The sequence below is a fragment of the Streptomyces sp. NBC_00425 genome, from assembly GCF_036030735.1.
GTDB lineage: Bacteria > Actinomycetota > Actinomycetes > Streptomycetales > Streptomycetaceae > Streptomyces.
In genome coordinates this window covers 1,776,797-1,789,186 of the sequence record NZ_CP107928.1, presented here as the reverse complement: position 1 = coordinate 1,789,186, position 12,390 = coordinate 1,776,797, and the positions used below count along the sequence as shown (strand labels likewise).

General features: G+C 70.7%; 6 protein-coding genes. All 6 read left to right on the top strand.

Going from position 1 to position 12,390, the window contains the following annotated elements:
- Nucleotides 1-316: 316 nt before the first annotated feature.
- Nucleotides 317-4,255, top strand: a complete 3,939-nt coding sequence (locus OHS82_RS07370; RefSeq protein ID WP_328433539.1) for a sigma-70 family RNA polymerase sigma factor — start codon at nucleotides 317-319, stop codon at nucleotides 4,253-4,255.
- 65 nt (nucleotides 4,256-4,320) lie between these two features.
- Complete coding sequence (locus OHS82_RS07365; protein ID WP_328433538.1) at nucleotides 4,321-7,458, top strand: helicase-related protein; 3,138 nt, start codon at nucleotides 4,321-4,323, stop codon at nucleotides 7,456-7,458.
- On the top strand, nucleotides 7,455-9,308 hold the full coding sequence (locus OHS82_RS07360; RefSeq protein WP_328433537.1) for a DUF1998 domain-containing protein: 1,854 nt from the start codon (nucleotides 7,455-7,457) through the stop codon (nucleotides 9,306-9,308). The genes OHS82_RS07365 and OHS82_RS07360 overlap by 4 nt, the downstream gene beginning before the upstream one ends.
- Nucleotides 9,305-10,396, top strand: coding sequence for a DNA helicase (locus OHS82_RS07355; RefSeq protein WP_328433536.1), 1,092 nt, complete (start codon nucleotides 9,305-9,307; stop codon nucleotides 10,394-10,396). Before OHS82_RS07360 ends, OHS82_RS07355 begins: the two co-directional genes overlap by 4 nt.
- Before the next feature lie 487 nt (nucleotides 10,397-10,883).
- Nucleotides 10,884-11,303 (top strand): aspartate 1-decarboxylase, encoded by a 420-nt coding sequence (panD, locus tag OHS82_RS07350; RefSeq protein WP_057581060.1) that lies wholly within the window; start codon nucleotides 10,884-10,886, stop codon nucleotides 11,301-11,303.
- Nucleotides 11,304-11,377: 74 nt separating this feature from the next.
- Entirely contained in the window at nucleotides 11,378-11,725 is a 348-nt protein-coding gene (locus OHS82_RS07345; protein ID WP_057581059.1) for a GNAT family N-acetyltransferase, read from the top strand.
- The last annotated feature ends 665 nt before the right edge of the window (nucleotides 11,726-12,390 follow it).

The following is a 12,390-nucleotide window of genomic DNA, read 5'->3' as shown; positions in this document are numbered from 1 at the left end:
CGAGGCGGGGAAACGGAACGTGCCCCCTACATTCGTCGCGCACCGCTCATCGTGGCAGAGCGGGAGTGCAGTGTCCGCAACCGTACACGAAGTGAGGGGATTGCGGAATGCTGTGAATCTGTTGACATCGTCAACGTGTCACCCTACGGTGAATCTCGTCATCGGGGAGGGGGTGGGTGGTGTGGGACACCAGTCGGTCGGAGGGTCTGAGGCGCCAAGCGGTGTGCCGGGGCGGGACTCGGGCCGTGCCGCCGCGAGTGGGGTGCAGGGGAACCGGGCGAGTGGCGGAGTCGGACTCAAGGCTGCCCTGGCCGGAATGCTGACCCGCCTGCGCCGCGCGGCGGTGGACGGCGCGGTGCCGGAATCCGTGTTCGTGGAGCATGTCCGCGCGCTGGGGCTGGGGGACGTCGAGCGGGAGCGGCTTCGTGAAGAGCTGGCCGGGCTGGGGCTGCCCGTCCTGAGGGCGGTGGCGCATGCAGACGGTGACGGTTCGAATGCGGAAAAGGTTGCACGGATTCGTGAAGAAATTGTGCCCATCCCCGTCTTCTCCTCCGGTGACGTGGTGCGGGCCTTGTTGGAGCGCTATGCCGACGCCGAGGGATATGTGACGTCGCGAGCCCTGGACGGTGTGGCTCGGCTGGCCGGACTCGGGGCGCGGGACGCGGCAGCCCTGCGGGCGGGGGCGCGGATTCGGGGCCAGGTCCTCGCGACCGCCGAGGCGGTGGCCGCGAGGGGTGAGGACGAGAGGCAAGAGGCCGTGAGCGAGCAGGGTCGGGGTCCAGTCGGGCCTGCCGTCCCGGTCGTCGAGGCAGCCGCCCCCGTGGCCGGTGACGATCTCACGGGTCTCACCGAGCCCACCGACGCCGAGGCACACCAACTGGAGGACGGCCCGGAGGGCGAGCCCTTTCCTCCTTCGGACACGGAGCCCGGAGGTGACCTCGGCGACCTCACGGCCGCAGTGGCCGCCGCGCTGACCGTCCTGGAGAACGACCGCTTCCGACGGCGGCCGGACATGCGTCTGTTGAGCGCCGAGGCGGAGGTCGGACTCGCCGTGCTGCTACGGGGAGGACCCGACCGTCTGGCCGAGGAACCGGACGACGAGGCTCTGAGGGGCCTGCCGCACGAGGACCTCCGGATCCGCGCCCGGGACTGTCTCGTCCTGCACAACCAGCGACTCGTGCACAAGATGGCCCCCCGGTATCTGGAACAGGGGCTGGACTACGACGACTTGTTTCAGCACGGCGCGCTGGGCCTGATGCGGGCGGCGCGCAAATTCGACCCTTCCAAGGGCTTCAAGTTCTCGACGTACGCGACCTGGTGGATCCGCCAGTCGATCAGCCGGGCCATCGCGGACGAGGGCGCCGTCATCCGCATCCCGGTCCATATGCACGAACAGGTCCGCAAGGTGGCGCTTGCGGAGCGCACCCTCGCGATCCAGGGTCGGCCTGCCGGCGTAGCCGACGTGGCCGTGTACTGCGACATGACCATGCAGAAGGTCGAGGAAGCCCGGAAGCTGAGCCGGCGCACCGACTCCCTCGACCGTGTCATCGGGGACGGGGTCACGCTCGGCGACTTCATCGGGCAGGCGAACCCACTGCCACCCGTGGACAAGGCCGTACTCGACGCGATGCTGCTGGAGCAGGTCATGCACGTGGTCGACACGTTCTCCGGACGCGAGGCCCGCATCCTCGTCCGGCGTCTCGGCCTCGACGGCGACGAGACCCTGACCCTGGACGAGCTCGGGCGGGAGTTCGGGGTGACGCGGGAGCGCATCAGACAGATCGAAGTCAAGATCCTGCCCGTCTTCAGGCAGCGGCTTCGGGAGGCCGGCCTCACCGCCGCGTACGGGTACGACAGTGGCCCGGCCCCTGCGGCGCCCGGCGAGGCCGTCAAGAGGCAGGCTTCGGGCCGTGGCGCCGGCAGGGCAAGGGCACAGAGGAAGCACCCCGAGGAGAAGCGGACGCCTGACGCGCTGAGCCCGGACGTGCCGCAGGACGCTTCGCGGGACGTGCCGTCGCGGTCGGCCGAAGCGGTGGAAATATCGGCCGTCGAAGCCGTCGAAGCCGTCGAAGCCGTCGAAGCCGCCGGATGCCTGGGAGCGGAGACGACAGTGGCCGGACCCGCCGACCGCACCACAACCGACAGCATGCTGTCGGCGGTCCTCATGGATGAACAGGAGGAGCCGCAGGTGCAGCTGCAGGTGGAAGGACCTTCCGAGGGACACCCGGACGATTCCCAGCCGCTAACGGATCAGGGGGTGGGGGCTGTCGCCGCAGAGGCACTTGAGCCCGGAAACGAACTGGTTCCGCAACCGCGCGCGGCCGCGCCGGAGCCACTCCCGCGGCATTCGCCCTCGGTGCCGGCCGCCACCGAGGCGAGCGAGCCTGCCGCACCCGAGCGGTACACGGCGGACTGGCGGCAGGCGCTGCGTATGCCGACGGAGTTCGGCGGGGGAGTGGCCTGGCTCGCCGAATACGCCCTGCTCGCCGTGGGGCATGTTCAGCTCACCGTGCTGCTCGGTCCGTCCCCCGCCGACGCCGTCGTGCGTGCCGTGCGGGAACGGGGGGTGCTCGACCGACCGGTGGTCAAGGCCCTGGAGGTGTTGCGCACCGTCTTCGACGCCGTGAAGGAGGTTGGGCTGACGCCCGAGGACTTCTTCGAGCGCCCGTCCGCGGAACTGCGTGGGATGTCGCCTCGAACCTATCTGGCTCAGCGGCCGCTGGTGCACAACGAGCCGCGCCTTGCGGCCCGTGCGGCCCTGCGGGAGTTCGTCGCTGAGCTGTCCTCTCGGCCTGTCCCGGACGTGGGGCCGGCCGGCACTGCACAGGGCGGGCAGACGGACGACGCCCGAGTGCAGGCCCCGACCACAACGATGAGCAAGGAGCCTCAAGGCGAACGGCAACCGCAGTTGTCGCTCGCACCAGACCACCCCTCGACCGACGACAGGGGGCGGGACAAGGAGCGGCGAGGCTTCGCGGCCATGGCCGCCCAAGAGCCGGTGTCGCTGGTCAAGGCAGGACAGCGGCCAGTGCCTGCTCCGATCAGACAGGAACTGCCCCCGGCCGACACCGTGAATCACGGTTCCGTGCGCGCCGTGGCAGCCGAGCAGCAGCCCGTTCGGGGCGACGCGGAAGCCGAGGAGCGGACCACTGGTGCCGAAGCGGGGTCGGGAAGCACGCCGCCCGCGACCGAAGGGCAGGCTGAGGATGCCGTCGGGCGGCATCCAGTTCCGGTTCATGAGAGAACGGCAGGCCGACAGTACGAGCCTCCCCACGAGGCGTGTGGGCAGGAGCCTGCCCACGAGGAGGCCGACAGGCAGTCGGGTCCGGTCGCCACGGCCGCCGAGGGTGGCCCGATGCTCACCCGCGCGGACACCGTGCGGCAACTCGTCCAGCTTCAGGCGAAGGCGGACCAGCAGCTCGCCCAGGCGCTCGCGGAAGCCGAGGAAGAGCGGGCAAGGCTCAGTGCCGAAGTCGAGCAGCACCTCGATGACGCTCGCCGTGAGCATGAGGCAGAACTGACGCACGCATGGGACCAACACCGCCGGAGACTGGCCGAGGAGCGGTCGGCCGGCGACGCCAGGATGGCTGCTGCCCGAGAAGACGCAGAACGTCGGCTCGACGCCCTGGAGGAGGCGCTGCTGCGCCGCACAGACAGATCTCTCCTCCGCAAGGAGCAGCATCTGCGCGCACAGGCGGAGGAACGGATCGCGCGCATCGAGGACGGGCATCGCGAGGCGCACCAGGCCTTGGCCGAGCGCGCTGAATACGCCGAGCAGAGGGAGCGCTCGGCACGGACAGCCCTGGCCGCAGCCGGTGAGCGCGGCACCCGGGCGGAGCAGCGTGCCAAGGACGCCGAGCAGCGCGCGAACGATGCGGAGCACAGGGCGAGCAGGGCAGAGGAACGGGCAGCGGTCCTGTACCAGCGGGCGAACGAAGCCCAGCGGCGGGCAGAGGAAACCGCCCAGCGGCTGCGGCGCTACCGGGAGGAAGGGGAGGCCCGCATCGCGGGCCTGGAGCAGCGGCTGCGGCAGGCCGAGATCTTGCTCGCCGAGCGCGACGCGGCTCTACAGGCCGCCCAGCAGCAGGCGTCGGCCCAGGTGGCGGCAGCCGAGCAGCGGGCCGCGGCACGGATCGCTCAGATCGAGCACGACGCCTGGGCCCGCATCACCGAGCTGAAGCAACAGTTCGCGGCCGAAGGCGAAGCCGCCGCCGCCGACCGCTCGACACTCCGCAACCGCTGGCGACGGTCCTGACACCGCACTCCCGGCACCTCGCACCCGGCATCCCGCCTCACTCGTACCGCTTCAGGAGCACGGCCATGGACCCCAGACACGAACTCGTCTCCTCACTGCACCGTCGGCTCGTCGGCCCGACCTTCGGGGAACACGAGCTGCTCGAAGCGCCGCCCGACCGCGAATACCTCATGGGCACCCTGTATCCGCAGGAGGCCGACCTGCAATGGCAGTTGGACCTCGCCGCCGAAGAGCTGGAGGGCTCCGGCACGGAGGACGGCGCCGAGGACACGGCACCCGTGGCGGACCCCGTGCCCGAAGCCAATTCCTGGCTGCCGTCCTCACTCGGCCTCAGCTTCTACACCGATGCCACGACCATCGACGTCCGCTGCGCCGGAGCCCGCTACAAGACCCTCGCCGCGACCGGCGAGCGGGGCCGTCGCTGGGAACGCGTCCCCCTGCCCGAGGAGACCCATGCGCTCGGACCCGACCGGAACCACGTGCCCGTGCTCGACGGACGCGCCGAGATCCGTGTCCGCAGGCGCGCCTTCGGCTCCGGGCAACTCGTCACCGTGGCGCTCGTCAACACCTCCCACCATGAGCAGGCGCTCGGCAAGGCCGCGCAATGGGACCGGATGCTTTTCCAGGTCGAATTGGAGGCGAGACCTGCGGACGGCGATGTCCTGCCCTACCCCAGTGTGCGGCTTGCCAGCCGTGACCTGGAGGAACAGGAGCTGCGTCTCCAGTACCGGCACGTCCGTACACACGCTGTAGGCCACGGGTGCGCGGTCGAGGAACGGTACGCCGAGAGCAATGAGAGCGGCGAGCGGGCGGTCATGGCTCTCAGGGTCGCCGTCATGCCCGAGGCGGAGGTCAGCGGTGTCCGGGCGGCCGGCTTCACCGGTTCCCCCGTCCTGAACGTGCTCCACCTCGCAGATCCGGCTGTACCGCTCGCCCAACTCCACGAGGAGCTGGCGGAGTTCGCTGCCGACTACCGAGCCTGGTACGTGGGACAGATGAACACCGAGGTCCCTGCGTGGGGCCGTGACGCCGCCGACCGTGTCTTGGCCCGTATCGCCGCTGCCGTCACCCGGATCGAGTCCGGCGTCCGTACCCTCTGCGATCCGGCGCGCCCTGAGCTGCTGCACGCCTTCCGCACCGCGAACCGTGCGATGGCCCTCCAGATGCGCCACTCCGCCCGGGACCAGGCAGGCGAACGCCGCGCCCGCCGTGACCCGGTGCTCCTCGATCCGGAACCCAGTCCGGAGGCCGTGTGGCGGCCCTTCCAGCTCGCGTTCTTCCTGCTCTCCCTGGACGGCGTGGCCGACCCCCGACATCCTGACCGGGAGACCGCCGACCTGATCTGGTTCCCGACCGGCGGCGGCAAAACGGAGGCCTATCTGCTGCTGGCCGCCTTCGCCATGCTGCTCCGCCGGCGCGACGAAGGCGGTGGGGGCACGGCGGTGTTGAGCCGCTACACCTTGAGCCTGCTCACCACCCAGCAGTTCCAGCGCGCGGCCACCACCATCTGCGCACTGGAGACGCTGCGCCGCGCCGACCCTGCTCCCTATGGGGACGAGCCTTTCTCCATCGGCCTGTGGGTGGGCGAGGCCACCTCCCCGAACTCGTACGAGAAGGCTCGCGCCGTCCTCGACGATGTGCGGGGCGCGGCCCGGCCCGACGACGTCTTCATCCTCGACCGCTGCCCATGGTGCGGCACACGCATCATGCCCGCCCATAAGTCGCCCGACATCGGGGACTACGGAGTGCGCGCCACCGCCGGCTCCTTCGCGTTCTTCTGCCCACGTGACGAGTGCGCCTTCCACGACGAGCTGCCCGTCGCCGTCGTCGACGAACAGTTGTATGACCGGCCGCCCTCCTTCGTTCTCGGCACGGTGGACAAGTTCGCCCGGCTCGCCTGGGAACCGCGCTCGGGACGGCTTTTCGGCGCGGACACCGGCAACCGCCCGCCGGCCCTCGTCATCCAGGACGAGCTGCACCTGCTCACCGGCCCGCTCGGCACCACCGTCGGCCTGTACGAGGCGGCTGTGCTCGGGCTGTGCACCGACCGTGAAGGCATCGGACCCAAGGTCGTGGCGTCCACGGCGACGATCCGCCGCTCCGGCGAGCAGATCCGCGCCCTCTACGGCAGCGGCGCCCAGCTCTTTCCGCCCGCCGGGCTCGACGCCCGCCACTCCTACTTCGCCGAACCCGACACGTCCCGGCCCGGCCGCCGTTATCTCGGCGTCATGGCCCAGGGACACACGGCGGGCCGCGCCGCGGTCGCCACCGCCGCCGCGATGCTCCAGGGCGCCTACGAACTTCCCGAGGAGCACCGGGACGCCTACTGGACGCTGGTCGCGTACCACCACAGCCTGCGCGAACTCGGCCGGACGGTCACGGCGGCGGCCGACGACATCCCCGCACAGCTCACGTCGCTGGACCCGGGTTCCGAAGCCAGGGACCTGCCGGACCATCAGGTGCAGGAGCTCACCAGCAACCTGCCGCGCGCCGAACAGCCGGTGCTTCTCGACCGGTTGGAAAAGCCGTGGGACGACCCACAGTCGGTGTCGTTCCTGCCCTGTACCAACATGCTGTCCGTGGGTATCGACGTGAAGCGGCTCGCGCTGATGCTCATGCAGGGACAGCCCAAGACGACGGCCGAGTACATCCAGGCCACAAGCCGGGTGGGCCGGCATACCGTGCCCGGTCTCGTCGTCACCTTCTTCAACGCCACCCGCCCCAGGGACCGTTCGCACTACGAGACCTTCGACGTGTACCACCGCTCCCTGTACCGGCACGTCGAACCGACCAGCGTCACCCCCTGGTCCGTCCCCTCACGCCGGCGCGCCCTGCATGCGGCGCTCGTCATCCTCGTACGCCACCGCCTCGGCCTCGCGGCCGAGAACCGGGCCGGGCACATCCTCGATCGGCTGCCCGAAGCGGAAGCCCTGGTCGGCGAGCTGACAGGGCGAGCCGCTGCCGGTGAGCCCCATGCCGCCGACGCCGTACGCAAGGAACTCACCGAGCTCCTGGCCGAATGGGAGGAAGCCGCGCGCGAGGCCCGCAAGGACGGCCGCGAGCTTTACTACCGCAGTCAGGGCAAGGGACAGTCCAACCTCATCAAGAGCTTCGAGCAACGCTACGGCCTCTGGGAGACACCGAACTCCATGCGCAACGTCGACCGGGAATGCCAGGTGACGGTGAAGGGAGCCGACCTGTGAACCGCACACTGCGCGTACGCCAGTCGCAGACCGTTCTGCCGTTCGGGGTCGGGGCCGTCTTCGACATCCAGGGCGAGTCGTTCGTCGCCACCGGAATCGGCGACTGGCCGCAGAAGGGCAGACAGCGCGTCGAGTCGCCCCGGCTCGCGGGCCGGCTCGGCGTCACAGGCTTCTACGCCGCACCCCCCACGGCCAACGACCGCTTCGACACCCCCGACGCCCCCGGAGCCCCCTATATCCGCTTTCCCTCCTGGCTGTTCTGCGGGTCCTGCCGTCGAATGAAGCGGTGGCGCATCGCCGACGAAAAGCCGGGACAGCCGCCCCGTTGCCCGTCCTGCTCACCCGGCCGGACCCTCGCCCCCATGCGGTTCGTCCAGATCTGCGCGGCCGGGCATCTGGGCGACGTCGACTGGTGGTTCTGGGCACACTCGCGGCAAGAGGCCGGCGAACGGCGACAGTGCGGCGAACGCGAGAAGCTCTGCTTCCTCGTGTCCGAGCGCGCCTCCGGCCTCGAAGCGCTCTGCGTCTCCTGCACGGCCAAGGGATGCGGGGCCTCCCGGGACCTGCTCGACATCCTCGGCACGCACGGCATGCGTTGCTCGGGACGCAACCCCTGGCAGCGGGCCAAGGAAGCCGTGGAGTGCGCGATGCCCGTACAGATCGTGCAGCGCACCGCGGGCAACCTGTACTACCCGGTCGTGCACTCGGCGCTCGACATACCCGAGTCGGACACTCCCGCGTCGCACGGAGACGAAGAACTCGCCGCACGCGTACGCGAGCACGACCTGTGGGTGTCGCTGTGCCGGATCGCCGGCACAGCGCGCGCCGACGTCTTCCGCACGATGATCCAGGAGGACACCGGCGCCGACGACCGACTCCTCGACGCCATGCTCGCGGAGGAGACCGGGCAGCCCCTGCCCGTCGTATCGTCCGACCCGGCGGCGACTCCGGTCCGTCCCGATCTCAGCCGCGAGGAATGGACCGCCTTCACGGCGCCCGCCATGCCCGCCACACGCGACTTCGCACTGCGCGAGACCACCCTCGGACTCGGCCAGGAGACCGCCGAACCCTGGGCGGGCCTGCACCGCCGCATCGGTCGGGTCGTCCTCGTCGACCGGCTGCGCGAGGTACGCGCCCTGTCCGGTTTCAGCAGGGTCTCCCCGGACGCGACGCTCGTGCCCGCCGACACGTCCCGACGCCTCAAATGGCTCCCCGCCGTCGAGGTCTTCGGCGAAGGCATTCTCCTCACCCTCGACAAGAACGAACTCACTGCCTGGGAAGGGGACACAGACGTGCGGAGGCGCGTCGCCGGCATGCGCGCGGACTTCGACCGATCGTTCCAGAAAGACCGACTCCAGGCCCTCACCGGCGAGGAACTCTCCGCGCGCTTCGTCCTCCTGCACACCCTCGCCCACCTGCTGATCCGCCAGCTCTCCTTCGAATCCGGCTACACGACGGCCAGCCTGCGCGAGCGCGTCTACGCACGCCCCGAACAGGACCAGTACGGCGTCCTCGTCTACACCGCCGCGGGAGACGCCGAAGGCACGCTCGGGGGGCTTGTGCAGCAGGGCGAGCCGCCGCGTCTCGCGGAGACCCTGCTGCGGATGACCGAGGCCGCCGCATGGTGCTCCGCGGACCCGCTCTGCGCGGAACACACCGGCCAGGGCTTCGGCAACCTCAACCGCGCGGCCTGCCATGCCTGCGCGCTGTTGCCCGAGACGAGCTGCGAGACCGGCAACACCCTCCTCGACCGGGCTCTCGTCATCGGCGGCGAGCACGTGCCCGGCTACCTGGAGTCGATCGTCACGGCCGCCCGGAGCGCCGTGGCGCACGCCCTGGAGGAAATGTGACCCTCACCTACCTCGACCTCGTACCGGAACAGCGCGGCTGCCTCGAAAACCTCCCCTTCGACGGCGATCATTTGATCAGCGGCCCGCCCGGCAGCGGCAAGAGTCTCCTTGCGGCCCAGCGGGCCATCATGCTCGCCCTCACCGGCACCCCGGCGGTGCTGCTGACGCGGTCCAATCTGCTCCGCCAGTCACTGGCCTCGACCGTACACGCGCTCGGCCCGGCGGACCGCAGTGTGCGCGTGGCGACCGCACACGCGTGGCTCACCGAGTGGTACGGCGGACCGCCCCCACGCGATGCCGATGGCTGGTTCGACTGGCCCGCCCTCTATGCACGCGCCGCGGAGACCGGACCAGTGCCCGGACTCAGCCTGGTCGTCGACGAAGGCCAAGACCTGCCACCGGAGTTCTACCGTCTCTGCCGGCTGCTCGAAAGCCGTACGACGGTGTTCGCGGACGAATGCCAGCGGCTGACCGACACGAACTCCACACTCACCGAGATCGCCGAGCGGCTGGTCCGGTGCACACGTCTCGAGCTTGACGGCAACCATCGCAACACACGCCAGATCGCGTCCCTCGCCGCACACTTCCACACGGGCACCGGTCTGCCCGTCCTCCCCGAATCCGAAGGGCCACCCCCACGACTGCACCGTCTGCCGCGCCACGGCGCGGCCGACCTGCTGATCCTGCTGGCGCAGAGACACCCGCAGCACAGCATCGGCGTGATCGTGAACTCGACCCACACGCAGTTCTCACTGCTCGGCAGTCTGCAGCGCAGAGCGCCGAGGCTGAAACCACAGCTGTACACCTCGCGGGCCCGTGCGGGACAAGGCCGCTACCGCACGCTGGACCTCGGTCGTCCGGGGATCGTGCTCGTCCACCGGGCGAGCGCCAAAGGGCTGGGCTTCGACACTGTTGTCATCCCCGACACGCATACGGACGCGGCGGTCGATCCCACCTCGGCCGCCCTGCGCATGACGTACTACGTCCTGACGACCCGGGCGCGACGTGAACTCCATCTCGCGTACGAGGGGGAAACGGAGCCGCCTCTGTGCGCGCAGGTGGGACCCGGTGACCTGCTGCGCGGATGACGAAGGCCGTCATCCGCCCCACTGACCATCGGCATCCCACTCCTCTCCGCTGGAGGCAGACCTCTGTTTGATCGCACCGTCGTTTCACCCCGTAGCGTCAGGGGCAGCTCAGGGCGGGTGGCGTGGCATCGAGGTTCCCGGACAACGCACTGGGGCGGCGATGCGCGGCTGACTGGTGCCGGCCCGGCCGTCCGCTATGTCACCCTCGTCGCCGAACGCCCTGCATGCGACGGGCTGCCGCTCGGGAGCGTCTGTACGAGTTGGCGAGAGGGTGACCACCGCATCACCACCGGCGCAGCGCGGTTACGACCGGCCAGTGACTTATGGCGCTCAGGGCTGATGGGAATCGGAGAAGTCAGCGATGGGTCGGTGTGAGCCCTGAAACACCCGGGGGCGGCTGACCAAACGCGCGAATCGTTGTAGCCTCCGGCGAACGCCCTTGACCTGTAAACAGCAGGCAGGGAGCAGACAATCCGGGAGTATCTCCATGTTGCGTACCATGTTCAAGTCCAAGATCCATCGTGCCACCGTCACCCAGGCCGACCTGCACTACGTGGGATCGGTGACCATCGACGCCGACCTGTTGGACGCCGCCGACCTGCTGCCGGGCGAGCTCGTGCACATCGTCGACATCGACAACGGCGCGCGGCTGGAGACCTACGTCATCGAGGGTGAGCGCGGCTCCGGTGTGATCGGCATCAACGGCGCCGCCGCGCATCTCGTGCACCCCGGCGACCTGGTGATCATCATCAGCTACGCTCAGGTGACCGACGCCGAGGCGCGGGCCCTGGAGCCGCGGATCGTGCACGTGGACCGTGACAACCGGATCGTGGCCCTGGGCGCCGACCCCTCGGAGCCGGTACCGGGCACCGACCAGGAGCGCAGTCCGCACGCCGTGTCGGTCTGACCGACGCGGCCCGCGTACCTTCTGCAGCCATCCCAGCCATCCCAGCCATCCCAGCCATCGCACCGGGAGTGCCCATGAACGACATCGAGATCCGCGACGACCGGGCGGCGGGCCGCCTCGAAGCCCTCGGTGACGGCGGCGAAGTCGTGGGCCGCATCGAGTACTTCGTCCTGGAGTCGCCCGCGCCCGCGCTGGTCCCGGTGCACACGATCGTCGAGCCGGCGCACGAGGGCAAGGGCATCGCGGGGTCGCTGGCGCGCGAGCTGTACGCCCTGTCCGCGCGCGAGGGCGTGCCGGTGGCGCCGCTGTGCCCCTACGTCGTGAAGTGGGCCGAGCGCCACCCCGACGAGGCCCCGGTCGCGGACCCCGGGCTGCTGAGCGCCGCGAAGGACTGGCTGCGCGCCCACCCCGGCCGGTTCTGACCTTCGGGCCCGGGTCGGGCGGGCTGCCCTGCGGCGGTCCGCACGTGAGGCGGCCCGGCATCGGGGGGACGGCAGTCCGGGCGGCTCGCCGTCCGGCGGAGCGTGAGCCAGGCGGAGCGTGAGCCAGGCGGCTCGCGGTCCGGGCGGCCTGCCGTCCCGACGGCCTGCGATCCGGGCGGCCTGCTGTCTCGGCGTTCCGGCGTTCTGCCGCCTCGGCGGCCCGGCGGCTCGTGTTCCGACGTCGTGGCGTCGCGGCGGCCTGGTGTTCCGGGTGGTCGGGGCGCGGGCGGTCCAGGGCCAGGGGTGTGGTCGGCTCCCGGCGTTCGTGGGGCTGTCGGCTCACGGCGTCCACGGGCCGTCGCTCCCGCCGTCCGCTCGGACGACCGCGGGGCTACGGACGGTCGCGGCCAGGCGGGTGAGTGTGCGGGGCGGCCCCGGGTACGCGGGGGAGTAGTTCCACAGCCAAGCCCCCGCAAGCGGCCGGAGGACACGATGACCGACCCGTACCCCGACCCCGTCCCGCCCGGGCCGACGCCAGGCCCCGACCCGGTTCTTCCGGAGCCCTACCCGAGCCCGGTGCCCACGCCCGAGCCGCAGCCCCCCGGCCCTCAGCCCCCCGGCCCGCAACCGCCCGGCCCGGATCCGGCGCCGCCCCCGCGGCCCGG

Excerpts from the sequence above, each read along its gene's own strand:
- OHS82_RS07345 (WP_057581059.1), top strand. The coding sequence starts at position 11,378 with ATGAACGACATCGAGATCCGCGACGACCGGGCGGCGGGCCGCCTCGAA.
- OHS82_RS07365 (WP_328433538.1), top strand. The coding sequence starts at position 4,321 with ATGGACCCCAGACACGAACTCGTCTCCTCACTGCACCGTCGGCTCGTC.
- panD (WP_057581060.1), top strand. The coding sequence starts at position 10,884 with ATGTTGCGTACCATGTTCAAGTCCAAGATCCATCGTGCCACCGTCACC.
- OHS82_RS07370 (WP_328433539.1), top strand. The coding sequence starts at position 317 with ATGCTGACCCGCCTGCGCCGCGCGGCGGTGGACGGCGCGGTGCCGGAA.